Source organism: Ferrovibrio xuzhouensis, from assembly GCF_042648965.1.
Lineage (GTDB): Bacteria > Pseudomonadota > Alphaproteobacteria > Ferrovibrionales > Ferrovibrionaceae > Ferrovibrio > Ferrovibrio xuzhouensis.
In genome coordinates, this window is record NZ_JBHRYJ010000001.1 from 1632761 (window position 1) to 1651586 (window position 18826).

Annotated in this window: 21 protein-coding genes and 1 pseudogene; 12 read left to right on the forward strand and 10 right to left on the reverse strand. The window is 66.6% G+C overall.

Annotated features, from left to right (window positions below; translation table 11 throughout):
* Position 1: 1 nt before the first annotated feature.
* Positions 2 to 388: a hypothetical protein gene (locus ACFOOQ_RS08045; protein ID WP_379724170.1), complete on the reverse strand. Its 387-nt coding sequence runs from the start codon at positions 386 to 388 to the stop codon at positions 2 to 4.
* A gap of 476 nt (positions 389 to 864) precedes the next feature.
* Here ACFOOQ_RS08045 and ACFOOQ_RS08050 point away from each other — a divergent pair, with 476 nt between their 5' ends.
* Complete coding sequence (locus ACFOOQ_RS08050) at positions 865 to 1566, forward strand: response regulator transcription factor (protein ID WP_379724173.1); 702 nt, start codon at positions 865 to 867, stop codon at positions 1564 to 1566.
* A 95-nt stretch (positions 1567 to 1661) separates the two neighbouring features.
* Positions 1662 to 2276, forward strand: coding sequence for a TetR/AcrR family transcriptional regulator (locus ACFOOQ_RS08055; protein WP_379724175.1), 615 nt, complete (start codon positions 1662 to 1664; stop codon positions 2274 to 2276).
* A gap of 16 nt (positions 2277 to 2292) precedes the next feature.
* On the opposite strand, the gene ACFOOQ_RS08060 is transcribed toward ACFOOQ_RS08055, so the two are convergent.
* Positions 2293 to 2826 (reverse strand): MarR family winged helix-turn-helix transcriptional regulator, encoded by a 534-nt coding sequence (locus ACFOOQ_RS08060; protein ID WP_379724178.1) that lies wholly within the window; start codon positions 2824 to 2826, stop codon positions 2293 to 2295.
* A 364-nt stretch (positions 2827 to 3190) separates the two neighbouring features.
* Here ACFOOQ_RS08060 and gtdA point away from each other — a divergent pair, with 364 nt between their 5' ends.
* The 4 genes and pseudogenes from gtdA (at position 3191) to ACFOOQ_RS08080 (ending at position 5787) form a co-directional block, all read left to right on the forward strand.
* On the forward strand, positions 3191 to 4276 hold the full coding sequence (gene gtdA / locus ACFOOQ_RS08065) for a gentisate 1,2-dioxygenase (RefSeq protein WP_379724181.1): 1086 nt from the start codon (positions 3191 to 3193) through the stop codon (positions 4274 to 4276).
* Entirely contained in the window at positions 4276 to 4968 is a 693-nt protein-coding gene (locus ACFOOQ_RS08070; RefSeq protein WP_379724184.1) for a hypothetical protein, read from the forward strand. Before gtdA ends, ACFOOQ_RS08070 begins: the two co-directional genes overlap by 1 nt.
* 131 nt (positions 4969 to 5099) lie before the next feature.
* A pseudogene (locus ACFOOQ_RS08075) lies at positions 5100 to 5441 on the forward strand (HD domain-containing protein); the annotation flags it as partial.
* Positions 5442 to 5475: 34 nt separating this feature from the next.
* On the forward strand, positions 5476 to 5787 hold the full coding sequence (locus tag ACFOOQ_RS08080) for a hypothetical protein (protein WP_379725404.1): 312 nt from the start codon (positions 5476 to 5478) through the stop codon (positions 5785 to 5787).
* Positions 5788 to 5806: 19 nt separating this feature from the next.
* Here ACFOOQ_RS08080 and ACFOOQ_RS08085 read toward each other — a convergent pair whose 3' ends face one another.
* Positions 5807 to 6040, reverse strand: a complete 234-nt coding sequence (locus tag ACFOOQ_RS08085) for a hypothetical protein (protein ID WP_379724187.1) — start codon at positions 6038 to 6040, stop codon at positions 5807 to 5809.
* A 182-nt stretch (positions 6041 to 6222) separates the two neighbouring features.
* Between ACFOOQ_RS08085 and ACFOOQ_RS08090 the strand changes: the two genes are divergently transcribed.
* From ACFOOQ_RS08090 to ACFOOQ_RS08100, 3 genes are all read left to right on the forward strand, one after another.
* Positions 6223 to 6591: a nuclear transport factor 2 family protein gene (locus ACFOOQ_RS08090; protein WP_379724190.1), complete on the forward strand. Its 369-nt coding sequence runs from the start codon at positions 6223 to 6225 to the stop codon at positions 6589 to 6591.
* A 127-nt stretch (positions 6592 to 6718) separates the two neighbouring features.
* Positions 6719 to 7576, forward strand: coding sequence for an isocitrate lyase/PEP mutase family protein (locus tag ACFOOQ_RS08095; protein WP_379724193.1), 858 nt, complete (start codon positions 6719 to 6721; stop codon positions 7574 to 7576).
* Between the two features lie 128 nt (positions 7577 to 7704).
* Positions 7705 to 8934: a multidrug effflux MFS transporter gene (locus ACFOOQ_RS08100; RefSeq protein ID WP_379724196.1), complete on the forward strand. Its 1230-nt coding sequence runs from the start codon at positions 7705 to 7707 to the stop codon at positions 8932 to 8934.
* Between the two features lie 38 nt (positions 8935 to 8972).
* On the opposite strand, the gene ACFOOQ_RS08105 is transcribed toward ACFOOQ_RS08100, so the two are convergent.
* On the reverse strand, positions 8973 to 9470 hold the full coding sequence (locus ACFOOQ_RS08105; RefSeq protein ID WP_379724199.1) for a GFA family protein: 498 nt from the start codon (positions 9468 to 9470) through the stop codon (positions 8973 to 8975).
* A gap of 170 nt (positions 9471 to 9640) precedes the next feature.
* Here ACFOOQ_RS08105 and xth point away from each other — a divergent pair, with 170 nt between their 5' ends.
* The 3 genes from xth (at position 9641) to ACFOOQ_RS08120 (ending at position 11882) form a co-directional block, all read left to right on the forward strand.
* Positions 9641 to 10465 (forward strand): exodeoxyribonuclease III, encoded by an 825-nt coding sequence (xth, locus tag ACFOOQ_RS08110; protein WP_379724202.1) that lies wholly within the window; start codon positions 9641 to 9643, stop codon positions 10463 to 10465.
* Positions 10466 to 10539: 74 nt separating this feature from the next.
* Positions 10540 to 11151 carry a PA14 domain-containing protein gene (locus ACFOOQ_RS08115; protein WP_379724205.1) on the forward strand — a complete coding sequence of 204 codons (612 nt, stop codon included), beginning with the start codon at positions 10540 to 10542 and terminating at the stop codon, positions 11149 to 11151.
* Between the two features lie 128 nt (positions 11152 to 11279).
* A complete protein-coding gene (locus tag ACFOOQ_RS08120; RefSeq protein WP_379724208.1) occupies positions 11280 to 11882 on the forward strand; it encodes a PA14 domain-containing protein in 603 nt (200 codons plus the stop codon).
* Positions 11883 to 11885: 3 nt separating this feature from the next.
* Here ACFOOQ_RS08120 and ACFOOQ_RS08125 read toward each other — a convergent pair whose 3' ends face one another.
* The 6 genes from ACFOOQ_RS08125 to msrB all read right to left on the reverse strand — a co-directional run bounded on the left by ACFOOQ_RS08125 (position 11886) and on the right by msrB (position 18798).
* Positions 11886 to 13133, reverse strand: a complete 1248-nt coding sequence (locus ACFOOQ_RS08125; protein ID WP_379724211.1) for an MFS transporter — start codon at positions 13131 to 13133, stop codon at positions 11886 to 11888.
* 34 nt (positions 13134 to 13167) lie between these two features.
* A complete protein-coding gene (locus tag ACFOOQ_RS08130) occupies positions 13168 to 13905 on the reverse strand; it encodes a peptidase (protein WP_379724213.1) in 738 nt (245 codons plus the stop codon).
* A 217-nt stretch (positions 13906 to 14122) separates the two neighbouring features.
* Positions 14123 to 15070, reverse strand: a complete 948-nt coding sequence (locus ACFOOQ_RS08135; protein ID WP_379724215.1) for an alpha-E domain-containing protein — start codon at positions 15068 to 15070, stop codon at positions 14123 to 14125.
* Positions 15070 to 16560 carry a circularly permuted type 2 ATP-grasp protein gene (locus ACFOOQ_RS08140; protein ID WP_449265799.1) on the reverse strand — a complete coding sequence of 497 codons (1491 nt, stop codon included), beginning with the start codon at positions 16558 to 16560 and terminating at the stop codon, positions 15070 to 15072. The genes ACFOOQ_RS08135 and ACFOOQ_RS08140 overlap by 1 nt, the downstream gene beginning before the upstream one ends.
* A 189-nt stretch (positions 16561 to 16749) precedes the next feature.
* Positions 16750 to 18030 (reverse strand): ammonium transporter, encoded by a 1281-nt coding sequence (locus tag ACFOOQ_RS08145; RefSeq protein ID WP_379725370.1) that lies wholly within the window; start codon positions 18028 to 18030, stop codon positions 16750 to 16752.
* A gap of 384 nt (positions 18031 to 18414) precedes the next feature.
* Positions 18415 to 18798 (reverse strand): peptide-methionine (R)-S-oxide reductase MsrB, encoded by a 384-nt coding sequence (gene msrB, locus ACFOOQ_RS08150; protein ID WP_379724217.1) that lies wholly within the window; start codon positions 18796 to 18798, stop codon positions 18415 to 18417.
* Positions 18799 to 18826: the final 28 nt, after the last annotated feature.

Consider the following 18826-nt stretch of genomic DNA (forward strand, 5'->3'; position numbering starts at 1 on the left):
CTCAGTCTTCCGGCAGCGCCGGTTCGATCCGCACCTTGCAATGCAGGGCGGCAAAGGCCTCGGCAAGCTGATGCACGCTGCCCGGCCGGTCGCCGCCGCGGCAGCCGGTCAGGGTGATACTGTCATGGTCCGGCTGCAGGCCGGTCGCCCGGATGACCGTCATTGCCACATCCACCGGCAGGTACAGGCCGCGCTGGTTGCCGAAGGCACCGTCCGGGATGGTCAGCACCCGCTGTCCGCGCTCGACCAGATGGGCCAGCGGCTGCCGCAGGGCCCGCTGGATCATGCCGCGGCGGCTCTCCAGCAGCAGCACGACGCAACGGCCGGAAAAACCCTCGATGCAGTCGGTCTGTGCCGGTCCGAAGGGGCTGGCATCGTCGGGATGCACGACAACCAGTATCCGCCGGAACCGGGTCCGGCCGGCGGCAGCAATGCTTCTGGCTAGGGCTGTTGGCATGATGGCTCAGCGGAAATGCGCGTCGATCGTCTGCGCGCTCGTCTCGATCTCAAGCATCGCGCGCCACCGGCGGCGGCACGGCGAGGGCAATCAGCGCGGCGACAATGCGGATGCGCAGGGTTATGCAAAAGCGTGGAGCGGTGCCGGTTGCGACGGACATTCGTTGTGGGCCTTATTGGCAGGGCTTCGGTATCCAGTCTTTCCCACCAGCGGGGCGCCCGTAGGGTGAGAATTGGCTGGCTGAAGCTACGCCTTACCTTCAGTCGCAAAACAAGTTATCTATTGATTATGTTACTGGTTGAATAGCGCGGATCGGCTGCAAAATGATCCGGGAAATCGCATGATCCGGATCAATACGACATCCGCGCGGGCATGCTAGGAATTAAAGAAACTCCGGGGCAGGGACCATGAGCAGTGACATCGTGTCCATCCTGATTGTTGAAGATTCCAAGCCGGTCCGGGCTGCCTTGCAGGCGGCGCTGACCGCTGCAAGTTACACCGTGCTGCAGGCGGCGAGCGGCGAAGAAGGCCTGGCACAGGCCGGCGCAGCGACTCTGGTCCTGCTCGATCTCGGCCTGCCCGGCATCGGCGGCTTCGAGGTGCTGGCAACCCTGCGCCGGGACTCGCAGATCCCCGTCATCATCCTGTCCGGCCTCGACGAGACCGACGCCAAGATCCAGGCCCTTGATCTCGGGGCGGATGATTACGTCACCAAGCCCTTCGACCCCGGCGAACTGCTGGCCCGGGTGCGTGCGGCGCTGCGCCGCCACGGCGCGGCCGCCGCCGGCCCTGTACGGATCGGCCCCTTCGAGATCGATTCTGTCACCGGCGAGACCCGGCGCGGCGAACGGCCGGTGCGGCTGTCGCCCATGGAGGCGCGCTTCGTGCGCATGCTGGCGCAGAAGGCCGGCCAGCCGGTCGGCACCCATACCCTGGTGCTCGATCTCTGGGGTGCCGACAGCCAGGAGCAGCGCCAGGCCCTGCGCGTGCTGGCGCGCAAGGTGCGCTGCAAGCTGGAGAAAGATCCGGACGCGCCGGAATTCGTGCTGACCGAACCGCGGCTCGGCTATCGCCTGGTCGAGGCCGGCGAGACCGCCGCCGCCACCTGACGGCCTGCCGCTCCGCCAATTTCAGTAACCGCTCCGTTCTTTGATATATGGCGAGCCCCCATGCGGCCAGCTTGTCCGATAATCATGAAACACCTATGCTCATCGAAATGGCGAAACGCAGTTATACCCTGAAGAAACGCGCGGAAAACCGCGACGAGACCCATGCGCGCATTGTCGCCGCCGCTGCCGCCTTGCATGAAGAGCTGGGGCCCGCGCAGACCACCATCAGTGCCGTGGCCGACCGTGCCGGGGTGCAGAGGCTGACCGTCTACCGGCATTTCGCCGACGAGGCGGCGCTGTTCGCGGCCTGCACCGCCCACTGGCTGGACCGGCATCCGCTGCCCGACCCGGCGCGCTGGCAGGACATCGCCGATCCTGCCGAAAAGCTGCTGACCGCACTGACCGCGCTCTACACCTACTATCGCGGCACCCGGCGGATGTGGGCGGCGAGCCTGCGCGATGCCGAGGCGGTGCCGGCCCTGCAGGGGCCGCTGGCCGAAGCGGCCGCCTCTCTCGCCGATTATGCCGCGCGGCTCGCCGCCGGACCCGTCAGTGCCGGGGCGGCCGGGCCGGCGGCGCGGGCGACGCTCGGCCATGCCGTGCAGTTCGCCTGCTGGGCGTCGCTGGATGCCCAGGGGCTGGACGATGGCGAGATGGCGGACCTGGTGCTCGGCTGGCTCGGCGGACTGCGGCCGGCCCGGAAGGCATAATGGTGAAACAGGGTGTTTACGGACGCTGCTGGGCGGCGCGCTGGACCCGGCCGAGCAGGTCGAGCAGCTGGCTGCGCTCGGCCGGAGTGAGCCCGCCGGCGATCTTCGCCTCGTGGCGGTCGACCAGGGTCAGCGCCCGGCGATAGACCCGCTGGCCTTCGGCGGTGAGCGTCAGCGCATGGGCGCGGCGGTCATGCGGCACCGGCCGGCGTTCGACCAGGCCGCGGTTTTCCAGCTTGTCGACGGCGGCGACGATGGTGGAGCGGTCGACGCCGAGCGCGGTGCCCAGCTCGATCTGCTTCAGCCCGGGATTGGCAACCACAATGGCCAGCACGCCGAACTGGCCCGGGGTCAGCCCGGCGGAGTCGAGCTTGCCGGTCACCATCTCCATGAAGGCGCCGAACACCGCTTCCTGGGTGCGGCGCAGATTGTAGCCGACGAGGCCCGGCAGCACGCCGAGATCGTCGCGGCGGCCGGAAGCAACGGCCCCGGCAGGACTGGCATCGACAAGACTGGCATCGGCGACCTCGCCCGCGACGCGGTTTCTCACGGAAATGTTCCCTTCACCCACTTGGCAACCCTGTCTGATCCACCCATATCGTTACAGACGCAGCGACACGTTCGGTCGCTGCGCGGGACCGGAAATCCCCCCTTTCGGCCCCCTCAATGGCGCAACCGTTTCTTTTGCGCGTAACGCCCGGTCCTCCCCCCGACCGGGCGTTTTTTCTGCCCTGCTGCACCCTTACCTACCCGATCCCGGGGAAATCGGCAAATGTCCTGATTGTTTGTCACACGAACAATTTGACGTTCCCCCGCGCCGCGCCCTAGTATCGGCCGCAATGAGGACCCGCCCCAGACAAGCCGGACCAGGGCAAGCCGGACCAGGGCAAGCCGGGCGGGAAGAGGACAACGCCATGACCCAGCACCCCAGTATCGATCGCACCCAGACAGACTCTGGCGTGATGCAGCAGCGCAAGGCCTATTACGACAGGATCGGCCAGCACAAGCTGGCACCGCTGTGGGAGGTGCTGCACGGCCTGGTGATCCCACAGCCGAAAAGCGCCTGCCAGCCGGCGCTGTGGCACTACGCCGACATCCGCGACGAGATCATGGAGGCCGGCCGGCTGATCACCGCGAAAGAAGCCGAGCGCCGGGTACTGATCCTGGAAAATCCCGGCATGCCCGGCCAGTCGCGGATCACGACCTCACTCTATGCCGGCCTGCAGCTGATCCTGCCGGGCGAAGTGGCGCCGTCGCATCGCCATACCCAGTCGGCGCTGCGCTTCGTCGTCGAGGGCAGCGGCGCGTTTACTGCCGTCGACGGCGAGAAGACCATCATGGAGGAAGGCGACTTCATCATCACGCCCTCCTGGACCTGGCACGACCATGGCAACGACAGCGACCGGCCGATGGTGTGGATGGACGGCCTCGACATCCCGCTGGTGCAGGCGCTCGACTGTTCCTTCTCGGAAAAATTCCCCGAAGACAGCCAGCCGCTGTCCAAGCCGACCGGCGACAGCCTCGCGCGCTATGGCGCCGGCCTGCTGCCGGTCGACCACGAGGTGACGACGCCGACCTCGCCGGTGTTCAACTATCCCTATCGCCGCACCCGCGAGGCGCTGGAGACCATGCGCCGGGCCGAACAGTGGGATGCCTGCCACGGGCTGAAGCTGCAATACGTCAATCCGGCGACCGGCCAGAGCGCCATGCCGACCATCGGCACCTTCATGCAGCTGCTGCCCAAGGGCTTTGACGGCGCGACCTATCGCTCGTCGGATGCCACCGTGTTCAGCGTGGTCGAGGGCACTGGCCATACCATGGTCGGTGAAGGTGATGCGGCGCAAAGGTTCGACTGGGGCAAGCGCGATACCTTCGTGATCCCGAGCTGGGTGCCCTATCGCCATGTCGCGCCGGACGGCGATGCCGTAGTGTTCAGCTTCTCTGACCGGCCGGTGCAGAAGGTGCTCGGCCTGTGGCGCGAAAGCCGGGGCAACCGCTGATGCCGAAAATCACCAAGATCGTCGAGGTCGCCAATGACATCGAAGACGAGGACGACGATCTCGGCTTCGAGCTGGATGCCGATGACAGCGACGCCAATGACAGCGATGGCGACGATGACGACGACGCGGCGATGAGCGGCGACCTCGACGGCCTGCGCGCCGTCGCCCGGCTGGCGAAGCTGGCCGGCCGGATCGACTGGTTCGCCGCCGTCGGCCGCCCGCTCGCGCCCGCCGAACACGCTGATGCAGCAGACTATGTCGCCGGCCTCGGCTTTCCCGATGTGCAGGTCGGCCGCGTCGAGGACTGGCGCGCCGCCGCAGCCGTCGCGGCCGAGACGCCCGACTGGGGCGAGGACTGGTGGCAGGCGGAAGAGCAGATGCGCAAGGCGCTGCTCGACGAGGCGCTGGCGCTCAACCCCGAACACGACCTGATGGTGGCGCTGACCCATGTCTCGGCCATGGCCAAGGAAAACGCGCAGGTGCGGGCCACTGCCGCGGCCGCGCGCCAGGGCATCAGCAACGCGGTGCTGGTCAAGGCGGCGGCCGATGCCGCGGCCCAGGCGGCCTATCAGGCGGCGCTGGTGCTGGCCGCCGACGGAGAGGCCGACCATCCCTTCGCGGTGAAATTCCGCCTGTTCGAGGCCGGCCGCCTGCCGCTCGGCATCACCGGCAGCACGTTCAACTTGTTTTAAATTTACAAGGCCCCGTATATTGCTACTATTAGTATGCGGGTTTGGGGGGCGGATTTACCGAGAAGTCGCAACGGGTCAGAGACCCGCTACATGGGTTGATAGTTTTTGACCACACGGATGATGCTGACAATTTGGCTTGGAGGTTAATTAACACTCCAGAATTTCAGCGACTTCGTCGTGTCAAACAACTTGGCTTTTCAGATCTAGTATATCCAGGCGCCACTCATTCGAGGCTTTCGCACTCGATTGGAGTCTTCCATACGGCGCGTCGATTAATTCGCATAATTGAAAGCAAATGGAAGGACCGCCACGATCCCGACAGGGCATTTGTCGTGAAAATCGCAGCCTTACTTCATGATATTGGCCATGGCCCCTTCAGTCACACATTTGAAGGAGCCGTTAAGGCTGTCTACAAACGCAAGGAAGTTGGCCGGAAACCTGAACTTCATGAAGATTGGAGTATGAATATTATTACTGATGACACTGAGGTCGCCAGAATACTGCGCGATGCGCGCGGAATCCCAAGTCACTCAAAGCGGTTTCTTGTTCACGACTTTTTATTCGGATGCTCCTGCTCCGGATATGATTGGCAAACTTCCCGCAGCGACGGCGAAAGAAAAGCTGAAAATTATAGAAGGCTACTCTGACGTAATTCTGGAACTTGCGGCTACCATGGTTTTCTTAAGCCGGAATGGTTATCCAGATAAATATATTGATGAGACAACTGCTCGCAAACCGCTCAAGAGCACAACTCAGCGAGTCGAAAAAGCGCAGGAGTTGCTCAAGCGTTTAGAAATCGAAATGCCGCAGCAGCATTAAAGTGATCTTCGATTAGCTCTCAATTTTCGGCGTCGATTTCCTTGCGGCGGCCGTAGAGATAGACGCCGACCACGGCCCCGCCGACGGCGAGGCTGAACAGGATGCCGAGCGTCATCGGCACGGTGGCGGCATCGTCGAGGCCGAACGGCATGCCCTGCCAGAAATCCAGCGCCATGCCGGCGGCGACCAGCAGCGCGCCGACCATGGCGAGCGTCATCACGATGGCGAAAATACGGTCCGTGCGGGTGATCATGACAAGTCTCCTGCGCGGCCGGTCTGCCCTGTCATCAGGCGTCCTGTCGTCAGGACATGCCGCAACGGCCGCGCTTGTCTATGCCTAAAGCTTGTGCACAGACTGGGCAAAGGCCAGAGCCGGCGGCAAAATGCCGCAAAGCTGCCAGATAAGCCGAAGTAAAACCGAGGAAACCCAGCCCGATGCCCGACCGCGCCACACTGGAAGCCTTCATCGCCGCCGTCGAATCCAACGACCATGTCGGCGCCATCCGCGATTTCTATACCGAGGATGCCACCATGCAGGAAAACCTGGCCGAGCCGCGCCGCGGCCGCCAGCTGCTGATGGACCACGAGGCCGCCGTGCTCAAGCGTGTCGCCGCCGTGCGCAGCCGCTGTGTGCGGCCGGTGCTGGTCGAGGGCGACACCGTGGTGATTCACTGGATCTTCGAATTCGACCTGCCCGACGGCAAGCAGCGCCGCATCGAGGAGCTGGCGCAGCAGACCTGGAGCGGCAACCGGATCAGGACCGAACGCTTCTATTACGATCCGGCGCAGCGCGAGGCGAAGTGATGATGCTTCGGCCAGCGCCGAAGCATCGCCGCAACCGCCACCGCTAGTGTGCGCCTGTCACATCTGTCTCTGTCACAGACGACCGCCGCCATCCGTCTTTGCCTTGCACGATCATCACGAGGGCCACATGACCGCACAGCATCCGTCGCAGGCCGAGAAGGCCGCCCGCTTTGCCGCCCTGCACAAGGACGGCTGTTTCATCCTGCCCAATGCCTGGGATGTGCCGAGTGCCGGCCTGATCGCCGAGGCCGGCTTTCCCGCCATCGCCACCACCTCGTCGGGCATCGCCTTTGCCGGCGGCCTGCCCGATGGCGAGAAGATCGGCGTCGAGCGCATGTTCGCCATGGTGGCCGAGATCGCGCGCCGCGTGCCGCTGCCGGTGACCGGCGACCTTGAATCCGGCTATGGCCCGACGCCGGACCATGTCGCCGCCGCGGTGACGCGCGCCATCCGGTCCGGCATGGTCGGCGCCAATATCGAGGATACCGATCCGGAAACCCGCAAGCTGTTCGACTTCGACCTGAGCGTCGCCCGCATCAGGGCCGGCGTCGCGGCGGCCAAAGCGGCCGGCCTGCCGGACTTCGTGCTCAACGCGCGGACCGATCCGGTGCTGTTCAACATGGGCGGCCCGGAGGCGGCCTTTGCCGAGGCGGCGAAACGCGCGAAGGCCTATCACGCGGCCGGGGCGCAATCAGTCTTCGTGCCGGGGCTGTTCGCGGAAGACGCCATCGCCCGCATGGCCGCCGCCATCGCGCCGGCGCCGCTCAACGTCATGGTCTCGACCGGCCAGCCGATGCCGCCGCTGGAGAACCTGCGTCGCGCCGGCCTGCGCCGGCTGACGCTGGGCGGCAGCCTGATGCTGGCGACCTATGGCTTCACCCGACGCCTGCTCGCCGACCTGGCCAAGCCGGAAGCGGGTTTCAGTTATGCGACAGACGGCATCACGCATATGGACATGACAAAGCTGGTGCAGAAATACCACTGAAGCGCGCCTGACTGCGGCGGCGGTTTCCGCAACGGCGGCTTTGTCTTGCCTTGATGGCGCAACGGCCATAGATAGGCGGACATCGCTTCCATGGCTGCACCTTGCGGCCCCAGCAGATCACGAGACCCATGTCCACTTCCGCTTCGCCGCGGCCGGCGTTCCTGCGCAATGCGCTGATCCTCGGCCTGCTCACCGCCATCGGCCCGTTCGCCATCGACATGTATCTGCCGGCGCTGCCGTCGATCGGCGCCAGCCTGGCGGCCGATCCCGATGCGGTGCTGATGAGCCTGACGGCGTTCTTCATCACCTTCGCCGGCGGCCAGCTGGTCTATGGCCCGGTCAGCGACATGGTCGGCCGCAAGCCGCCGCTGTATTTCGGCCTCGTCGTCTTCGTGCTCGCCAGCCTCGGCTGCGCGCTGGCGCCCAACATCCATGTGCTGATCGGCTTCCGCGCCCTGCAGGGCGTCGGCGGCGCCGCCGGCATGGTGATCGCGCGCGCCGTGGTGCGCGACCTGCACAGCGGCCTCGACGAGGCCCGCCTGCTCGCTCTGCTGATGCTGGTCTTCTCGGTCTCGCCGCTGCTGGCGCCGATCACCGGCAGCCTGGTGATCGAGGCGGCCGGCTGGCGCTACATCTTCTGGGCGGTGCTGGTCGCCGCCCTGCTCGGCCTCGTCATGGTCATGCTGCTGGTGCCCGAGACGCGGCCGCGCGAACAGCGCGCCGACAGCAGCGTGGCGGCATTGTTCGCCGCCTGCGGCCGGCTGCTGACCGACCGGCATTTCCTCGGCCTGACCTTCATCAGCGCCTTCGGCATGGCCGGCTTTTTCATCTTCCTGGCCAATTCCTCCTTCGTGATGATGGGCCAGTACGGCCTGTCGTCGCGGCTCTATTCGCTGGTCTTCTCGGAGAATGCCGCCGCTTTCTTCATCGCCGCGCAGTTCTCCAGCCGGCTCGGCGCCCGCTACGGCCTGCACCGCATCGTGCGGCCTGCCGTGATCGCCTATGCCGCCATCATGGGATCGCTGTTCGCGCTGACCGCCGCCGGGGTGCACAGCCTGCCGGTGCTGCTGGTGCTGCTGTTCTTCGGCTACGGCTGCCTCGGCATCATTCTGCCGGCGACCTCGGTGCTGGCGCTGACCGCCTATGGCGCGGCAGCCGGCACGGCGGCCTCGATGATGAGCACGCTCCAGCTCGGCCTCGGCGCCGTGCTGATCGGCGTCAGCGGCCGCTTTGCCGACGGCACGGCAACGCCGATGGTGGCCGGCATCGCCGTCTGCGGCGGCATCGCGCTGCTGCTCGCCCTGCTGACCCCGATCCGCGCCGGCGACGCGATGGCGCCGGCAGGAGCCGCCGACTAGCCCACCCGAGCTACTCCACCCAGGCTACTCCACCCAGGCTACTCCACCCAGGCGCCGTGCCGTTTGTGCCAGTCGGCCAGCGATAGCTCCGGGTATTCGTCGAACACCTCGTCGCGCGGCCCGAGCTGCGGCCGCACCCAGGCCGGCTTGTAGCGCAGCATCAGATGCACGCGCGACGGCGCCGGCGGCAGCGGCGTGTCGATGGCCGACGCAAAAGGATGGATCAGCTCCGGCCAGCTCGGGTCGTAAAGCCACAGCGCGGTTGCGCATTTTTTGCAGAAATGCCGCTGGCCGCTGGAGGTGACGCAGTTGCTGCCGTCGTCCTCGCAGATCACCGCCTGGTAGAGGCCGATGCTGCGCTTGCCTTTCAGCGTCAGGCTGGCGGAGATGCCGCCCAGATTGATCGCATAGCCGCCGCCGCCGGCGGTCTTGCGGCAGATCGAGCAGTAGCAGAGCTGGTAGGGCACCGGCGTATGGCTGTCGAGCGCGAATGTCACCGCGCCGCAGCGGCAGGAGCCTTCGAGATGCATCGGCATGATGGTCTCTCCCTGATCGGTTACGGCATGGTCGGTAACGGCATGGCCGAAAACATCGGTGGGGCGGTCCGGCAGGGTACCCCGGCGGCGGCCGGACCGGAACCCGCAAATCGCCGCAGCTTTTGCGTCCGGACTTTGTGCCGGCGGCCGGATTGCGCTAAAACGGCGCCATGCCGAAGAAAACCGCCGCCAAGCCGATCTCGCTCGCCACCTGGAACATCAACTCGGTGCGCGCCCGCCTGCCGCTGATGAAGGCGTTCCTCGACGCCCATGACCCGGACATCCTGTGCCTGCAGGAAACCAAGGTGCGCGACGACCAGTTCCCGCACGAGCTGTTCGAGCAGCATGGCTACACCACGCGGCTGATCCGCGGCCAGCCCGGCTACAACGGCGTCGCCATCTTCTCGCGCCTGCCGCTGCAGCTGGCCGGCAAGCTGAACCTCGCCGGACGCGACGACTGCCGCCATATCGCCGCCACCCTGCCCGACGGCACCGTGCTGCACAACTACTATGTGCCGGCCGGCGGCGACGTGCCGGACGTGACGAAGAACGACAAGTTCGCCCACAAGCTCGACGTGCTGGCCGAGATGACGAAATGGTCGGCGGCGCTGAAGAAGAAGGCCGGCCGCGAGATCCTGGTCGGCGACCTCAACATCGCGCCGCTGGAGACCGACGTCTGGTCGCACAAGAAACTGCTCGACGTGGTCAGCCATACGCCCATCGAGACCGAGGGCCTGCTGAAGATGATGGCGGCGCGCGGCTGGGTCGATGCGGTGCGCCACTTCGTGCCGCCGGCCGAGACGCTGTTTTCCTGGTGGAGCTATCGCTCGCCGGACTGGGAGGCCGCCGACAAGGGCCGCCGGCTCGACCATGTCTGGGTCAGCCCGCAGTTGCAGGACAGCCTGAAAAGCGCCCGGGTGGCCAAGGCGATGCGCGGCCTGGAAAAGGCCTCCGACCACGCGCCGGTGATCATCACGCTGGATTCCGCCGGCTGATCAACGCCGGCTGAATTCCCCTGCCGCCGCAACCGCCGGCCTGCTAGGCTGCGGCACCGAAACAGGGGATCATCATGACGACATTCGGACGGTTCCGCGCGGTGGTCCTCTGCGGCCTTGCCATACTGGCAACGCCCATGGCGCTGTCGCCCGGCGCCCGGGCGCAGGTGAAAACGCCGCAGGCCGCCAATCCGCAGCTCGCCAGTCCGCAGCCGGCTGCCGTGCAGCCCGGCCTGTCGATCGTTTATTTCCGCAACACACCGTTCGATTCCGTGCAGGAGGTCGTGCGCTTCGGCAAGCCCGGCAAGGGCAGTCCCGGCGCGCCGATCCCCGACATCAATGCCAAGGGCGGCAAGGGCGACCTGTGGGAATCGCATGGCACCAGGTTCTTCGGGGTCCGCATCGACGGCCTGATCAAGCTGGAGGCCGGCAGCACGGCGTTCAGCGCCAATTCCAATGACGGCTTCCGCCTGCTGATCGGCGGCGTGCAGGTGCTGGAGGATGCCGACGTGCATCTCGACCGCATCGCCGGGCCGGTCACCGTCACCGTCGCCCAGGCCGGCTGGTATCCGCTGCAGCTGTGGTATTTCCAGAAGCGCGGCGGCGCCAGCATGGAGCTGTTCTGGCAGCCGCCCGGCGCCACCGCCCGCGCCCCGGTGCCGCCGGCCGCCTTCGGACATCCCTGATCCGAGGACCAAAGCGCGGCAAACCGCCACGCGGCCGTCACCGATCCATCCTTGTGCCCGATCCGCCCTTGTGACCGGCGGCGCCGGCTTGCTAGTCTGGTCCAAAGATAAAAACAGGGACCTGACGCATGACACAGAACCGCCGCGGCCGGCTGCCGGCCGGCCTGCTTTCCGCAGTGCTGTTTGCCCTGCTGCTGCTCTGCGGCACGGCCCTGCCGGCCGCCGCCATGCAGATGACGCCGCAGCCGCTCAACCCGCAGCCGACGAGCGTGCAGCCCGGCCTGATGCCGCTCTATTACCGCAATGTCACCTTCAACATGATCGACGAGGTGCTGCGCTGGGCCAAGGACAACAAGGGCGAGCCCGGCAAACCGATCCCCAACATCGATGCCTTTGGCGACGGCGAGATGTGGGACTCCGGGATGAAGCATCTTTATGGCATGCGCATCGAGGGCGCGGTGAAGCTGCCGGCCGGCAGCACCCTGTTCGCGGTCAGCTCGAATGACGGCGTGCGCGTGCTGCTCGGCGGCGTGCAGATTCTCGAAGATGGCGACGTGCATGCCGACCGCCTGACCGACCCGGTCGAGGTCAAGGCCGCCAGCGCCGGCTGGTATCCGCTGCTGATCTGGTATTTCCAGAAGAAGAATACTGCCGGCCTGCAGCTGCTGTGGCAGCCGCCGGGCGCCAAGGACTTCCAGCCGGTGCCGCCCGAGGCGCTCGGCCACCTGTAAGACTCAGCGCCGGCCGCCGGCGAGTCTGGCCGCTTCCGGCCGGCCGCGCAGGCGCAGCATGGCGGCAATGCCGATGGCCGGACCGAGGCACAGCGGCATCAGCGCCCAGCGCCAGCCGAGGTGATCGGCCAGCACCGGCACCAGATGGATGGTGATGAGCGTCAGCGCGAAGCCGGCGCAGACCTGCACGGTCAGCATGGTGCCGACCAGGTGGCGGTCGGAGAGTTCGGCGACGCTGGCCGAGAACTGCGCGGAATCGGCGACCACCGCGATACCCCAGACGAGGCAGAGCGCCAGCAGCCAGATCGGCGATGCGCCGAAGACAGCCGGCGACAGCGCGGCGCAGCCGCCGCTGACCGCCATCGCCACCGACGTGACCACGGTGCGGCCGACGCGGTCGGCGAAGAGACCGGCGGCCAGACTGCCGAGGCTGCCGGCGGCAATCACCGCGAAGCCGGCGAAGCGCGCCCAGAGCGCCGCGGTGTCGGCCGGCAGGCTGAGGGCGAAACTGGTCTGCAGGAACACCGCGATCCACGCCCACAGCGCGTAGAGTTCCCACATGTGGCCGAGGTAGCCGATGTTGGCGAGCCGCAGCGCCGGCGTGGTCCAGGCCCGCAGCATGGCGGCGGCCTCGAAGCGCGGCGTGCGCGTCAGGCCCGGCCCCGGCTGCACATGGGCGACGAGCCAGGCCGCCAGCAGCGCGGCCCCGGACGTCGCGGCGATCACCAGCTGCCAGTCGAGCGCGCCGAACAGGCCGATGAACAGATGTGGCAGCGCCGAGCCAAGCGTCAGCGCACCGACCAGCAGGCCGACCAGCAGGCCGAGATCGCCCCGGGATCCAGGCCGGGCATCGGTGCGCGCCCAGCTTGCCGCCAGCTTCATGCCGACCGGATAGATGCCGGCCATGCAGATGCCGGTGACCAGTCGCGCAGCGATGGCGAGCGGCTGCGCCAGCATCGCATCCTGCAGCGGCAGCAGCAGCGCGGCATTGGCGGCGGCCGCAATCCCTGCGGCAATGGCGAAATAGCGGCGCGGATCGAGGCGGTCGGCGAGGCCGAAGACCGCCGACAGCAGGGTGCCGAGGATGAAGCCGACCTGCACCGCGCTGGTCATCGCGGTGACGCCGAAGTCGCCGAGATGAAAGGCGGCGCGCAGGCCGGGCAGCACCGCGGTGCCGGAGAACCACAGCGACAGCGCCAGCACCTCGGCTGCGATCAGCAGCAGGATCGCGCGGTTTTTTCCCGCCGGCATTTTTTCTGTGTTCCCTCCCATCCTGATGGCCCGGTCAGAGCCCCCAGTCGGGATCCGGGATGGTGCCGAAGACCTTGCGCAGGCCCTCGCCCCACAGGCCGCGGATCGAGGAGAAATAGGCGTCTTCCTCGGTCAGCCGCTTGCGCAGGGTGAAGCGCTGCTCGCCCTGGCGCAGGATGACGAGGTCGAGCGGCAGGCCGACCGAGATGTTCGAGCGCAGGGTCGAATCCATCGACACCAGCGCGCATTTCGCCGCCTGCAGCAGCGGCATGTCGGGCTGGATCACGCGGTCGAGGATCGGCTTGCCGTATTTGATCTCGCCGATCTGCAGGAAGGGCGTGTCCTCGGTGGCGCGGATGAAGTTGCCGGCGTAGTAGAGCATGTAGAGCGCGTGCGGCCGGCCGGCGATCTGGCCGCCGAGCAGCATCGACAGGCTGGGCTCGAGGCCCTGCTGCTTCAGCCCCTCGCCGTCGCGCCGCGCGACCTCGCGGATCGCCGAACCGACAATGCCGGCGGCCTCGAACATGGTGGCCGCCTGCATCAGGTCGTGGCCCTTGCCGTCTTCGCCGATAAAGCCGTCGCGCAGCAGGGTGACCACCGCCTGGCTGAGCGCCAGGTTGCCGGCGGTGCACAAAGCCAGCGCGCGGTCGCCGGGCTGTTCCCAGACATGCAGCTTGCCGAAGGTGGCGATCGAGTCGACGCCGGCATTGGTGCGGCTGTCGGCCAGCAGCACGATGCCGTCGTTGAGATAGAGGCCGACGCAGTAGGTCATGGGATCACCGCACAGGAAACATCGCCGCATTTAGAGAGGCGGTGCAGGCCGGGTCAAGGGGGGTGCGGCGCCGGCCGCAACACAAGTCCGTCATGCCCGACGCGGGGCAGCCCTCCCGGCCGGACATCCCATTAACCGGACATCTAGATCAAGTGCAAAAACGGAACCTGGATAGCAGGCCCGGGAAAGACAGGAGAAACGGCCGATGCCGCTTGCGTCAGGCGACCTGCATGAAGTCGCGGGCGAGCTGGGCGCCGAGCTCGATATTGGCGTCGACCACCTCGGTGAGATACTCGTGCAGGCCGCGATGGAAGATGTCCTCGATGTCGCCGTAGCGCAGCTTCATCAGCATGCTTTCCGCCATGCGTACCGACAGGTAGTTGCGGCGATAGCCCTCGCGCAGTTCCTGCAGGATGTTGACGATCTCGGCAAAGCAGGCATGCAGGCTGCGCGGCATGTCCGGGCGCAGGATCAGCAGTTCGGCGACCCGGGTCGGCTGGATCGTGTCGCGGTAGATCTGCCGGTAGATGCGGAAGGACGACACCGAGCGCAGCAGCGCCGCCCACTGGTAATAGTCGACGGCGCCGCCGACCTCGGCCACCGAGGGCAGCAGGATGTGATACTTCACATCGAGGATGCGCGCCGTGCTGTCGGCACGTTCCAGCAGGGTGCCGAGCCGCATGAAATTATAGGCATCGCCGCGCGGCATGGTGCCTTCGGCAACGCCGCGGAACAGGTGGCTGCGCTCGCGCACCCAGTCGAAGAAGATCGAATAGCCGTCGGCCTCGACGCTGGCATGGCTGAAGCCGCGCACCTCCAGCCAGGCGGCATTGATGCTCTGCCAGGCTTCCGAGGTGATCTGCGCCCGCATGGCCCGCGCATTCTCGCGCGCCGCCTTGAGGCAGGCGAAGATCGACGAGGGATTGTCCGGCGCGAAGGACAGGAAGTCGATCACGTTGCGCGCGCTGGCCGGGCCGCCGTGCAGGGCGAAGGCCTTGTCGCAGCCGGCGATGATCAGGGCCGGCTCCCACGGGCCGCCGCGCTGTTCGCCGACATGACCCTGCAGCGCCATGCGGTGCGCCACGTCGAGGATGCGCGCCATATTCTCGGCGCGCTCGACGTAGCGCATCATCCAGTAGAGGTTGTCGGCGGCGCGGCTCAGCATCAGTCTTCACCGGCACGGATGTCGGAGATTTCGTCCTCCAGCACCCAGGTGTCCTTGGTGCCGCCGCCCTGGCTGGAGTTGACCACCAGCGAGCCTTCGCGCAACGCCACACGGGTCAGCCCGCCGGGCACCACGCGCATGGTCTCGCCGGTCAGCACAAAGGGCCTGAGGTCGACATGGCGCGGCGCGATACCGCTCTCGACGAAGGTCGGGCAGGTGCTGAGCGCCAGGGTCGGCTGGGCGATATAGGCTTCCGGCTTGGCGATGATCTTGGCGCGGAAGGTCTCGATCTCTTCCTTCGTCGCGCGCGGACCGACCAGCATGCCGTAACCGCCGGAGCCATGCACTTCCTTGACGACGAGTTCGGGCAGATGCTCCAGCGCGTATTTCAGGTCGTCGGGCCGGCGCAGGATATGGGTCGGCACATTCTGCAGCAGCGGCTCTTCGCCTAAGTAAAAGCGCACCATGTCAGGCACGTAAGGATAGACCGACTTGTCGTCGGCGACGCCGGTGCCGACCGCATTGGCCAGCGTCACGTTGCCGGCCTTGTAGGCCTGGAAGATGCCGGGCACGCCGATCATCGAATCCTTGCGGAAGGCTTTCGGATCGAGGAAGGCGTCGTCGAGGCGGCGGTAGATCACGTCGACGCGCTTCAGCCCGCCGACCATGCGCATGTAGACCTTGTCGTCCCTGACCACGAGGTCGTTGCCCTCGACCAGCTCGATGCCCATCTGCTCGGCGAGGAAGACATGCTCGAAATAGGCCGAGTTGAACACGCCGGGCGTCAGCAGCGCCACGGTGGGTTCCTCGTCGCAGTTCGGCGGCGCGCTCTCGCGCAGGGTCTGCAGCAGCGAATCCGGGTAATGGCCGACGGGGGCGACGCGCACCGCGCCGAACACGTCGGGGAACAGCCGCATCATCGCCTCGCGGTTTTCCAGCATGTAGCTGACGCCGCTGGGCGTGCGGGCATTGTCCTCGAGGACATAGAACTGGTCCTCGCCGGTGCGCACGATATCGATGCCGGCGATATGGGTATAGGTCTGGCGCGCGATGGTGACGCCCTGCATGGCCGGCAGATAGGCCTCGTTGCGGGTCACCAGCTCGGCCGGGATCTTGCCGGCGCGCAGGATGTCCTGGCCGTGATAGATGTCGTTGAGGAAGGCGTTGAGCGCGCGCACGCGCTGCTTGAGGCCGCGGCGCAGGCGCCGCCATTCCTTGGCCGCGATGATCCGCGGCACCAGGTCGAAGGGGATCAGGCGTTCGGTGTCGCCGCCCTCGCCATAGACGGCGAAGGTGATGCCCAGCCGGCGGAACAGCAGGTCGGCTTCGAGCCGGCGGCGGGCCAGCAGGTCGGCGGGAATGGTGTCCAGCCAGCGCTTGTAGGCCTGGTAGGGCGGGCGGACCGCACTGGTCCCCGCAGGTCCGGCACCGGCAAGGCCGGTATCCATTTCGTCGAAGGCCGTCATGGCAACACCTCGGGCTTCGACCATGAGCAAATCAGGGTGCCGTGAAAAAGGCAACCGCCAGTGGCGTGGGTTCTGCTGTCGTATCCGGAGAGGAAAGGAGAAATCAGGCGGACGCTGTCCTGATGACACTGTACCGATACTGAAGGCTGCGCGGTGAAGACAGCCCGGGCCGGCGGGTGGGTGAGCCGGCCCGGGAGTCTTCGCGCTAACCTGTTACTGCACCGTCTCGCCGTGCAGGTTCAGGTCGAGACCATCGCGCTCGGTGGCCTCGTCGACGCGCAGACCGATCGTCCAGTCGATGATCTTGAGGATGATCAGGCTGACCACCGCGGTGAACACGATGGTGATCGCCACGCCCTCGATCTGGGTCAGCACCTGGCCAGCGTTGCCGTCGAGCAGGCCCTTGCCGGCGGGATTGACCGCTTCGCGGGCAAACACACCGGTCAGGATCGCACCGACGATGCCGCCGACGCCATGGACGCCGAAGGCATCCAGGCTGTCGTCGTAGCCCAGCGCATTCTTCACCGTGGTGGCGGCGACGAAGCAGATCACGCCGGCAACGATGCCGATGATCAGGGCACCCATCGGGTCGACGAAGCCAGAGGCCGGGGTGATGGCGACGAGGCCGGCAACGGCACCCGAGGCAATACCCAGCACACTCGGCTTGCCGCGGGCGAGCCATTCGGCGAACATCCAGGCCAGCGCCGCAGCGGCAGTGGCGATCTGGGTGACGGCCATGGCCATGCCCGCGCTGCCGCCGGCGGTCAGCGCCGAACCGGCGTTGAAGCCGAACCAGCCGACCCACAGCAGGCCCGCACCGGTGATGGTGAGCGTCAGGTTATGCGGCGCATGGCTGACCTTGCCATAGCCCTGACGCTTGCCGAGCACGAGGCAGGCGACCAGGCCGGCAACGCCGGCATTGATGTGCACCACGGTGCCGCCGGCGAAATCCAGCACGCCCATGTCGAACATCAGCGAACCTGCGCCACCCCACACCATATGCGCGATCGGCGCATAGATGAAGATCGACCACAGGCCCATGAACCACAGCATCGCCGAGAACTTCATGCGATCGGCGAAGGCACCGGTGATCAGGGCCGGAGTGATGATGGCAAAGGTCATCTGGAAGGTCATGAAGACCGTTTCCGGGATGGTGCCGCTGAGCGCGTCGACGCCGACGCCCGACAGGAAGATCTTGTCGAAGCCGCCGACGAAGGGATTGCCGCTGGTGAACGCCAGGCTGTAGCCGACGATCATCCACAGCACGGTGACGAGGCAGGTGATGGCGAAGCTCTGCATCATGATGGCGAGCACATTCTGCTTGCGCACCATGCCGCCGTAGAACAGGGCGAGGCCCGGGATGGTCATCATCAGGACCAGCGCGGTCGAGGTCAGCATCCAGGCGGTATCGCCGGAATCGAGTTTCGGCGGCGGCGCGTCAGCGGCGAAGCCGGCCGTAGGAAGCAGGGCAAACAGGGCCGCGAGAGCCAGCATGAGCCAGCCAAGCTGCCGCTGATCAACCGCGGGCGCGGGGCGCGCGACGGACGAGACGGTGGTGAGTTGCATGACGATTTAATCCTCCTGTCAGTGCAGGGCTGCGCCAGTCGCCGGGCCCCGACCTTCGGGACCGGAAGACCGTTCCGGTTCCCCCCAAATCCGGGAACTTCTCCGGCCCACCCCTGGCGCAAACCTCTCGCACGGCGAGTTACAAGAAGCGTGCCAGCGCTTTGCACTGCGGTAGAAGGCGATTCCGCTGTGTCCGACAGCAGAATCGCGGATTCGCCCCGGAGGGGATGTCTAAATTATAGGCTATTGCCGTAAATTTGGCGACTTTTTAGGCGCGTAGCCCGCACGGGCGGTATACTGGCAGGACGCCTGCTATTTCGGCTCGAAATCGAGCGCGGCGCCGTTGATGCAGTAGCGCAGGCCGGTCGGCTGCGGGCCGTCCGGGAAGACATGCCCGAGATGGCCCTGGCAGGTGGCGCAGTGGACCTCAGTGCGGGCCATGCCGTGGCTGCGGTCGGTGGTGGTCGCCACGCCCGCGCCATCGCCGGCCGGGGCCCAGAAGCTCGGCCAGCCGCTGCCGCTCTCGTATTTGGTCTCCGACGCGAAGACTTCCGTGCCGCAGCCGGCGCAGCGAAAGACGCCCGGCCGCTTTTCGCGGTTCAGCGGGCTCGAGCCCGGCCGTTCGGTGCCATGGCGACGCAGCACATGCTCGGCTTCCGGGGAGAGGGGCTTGACGGCGGCTTTCGTGTCGGTCATGGCGGGCTCCTGCGGTCTGTGCCGATGA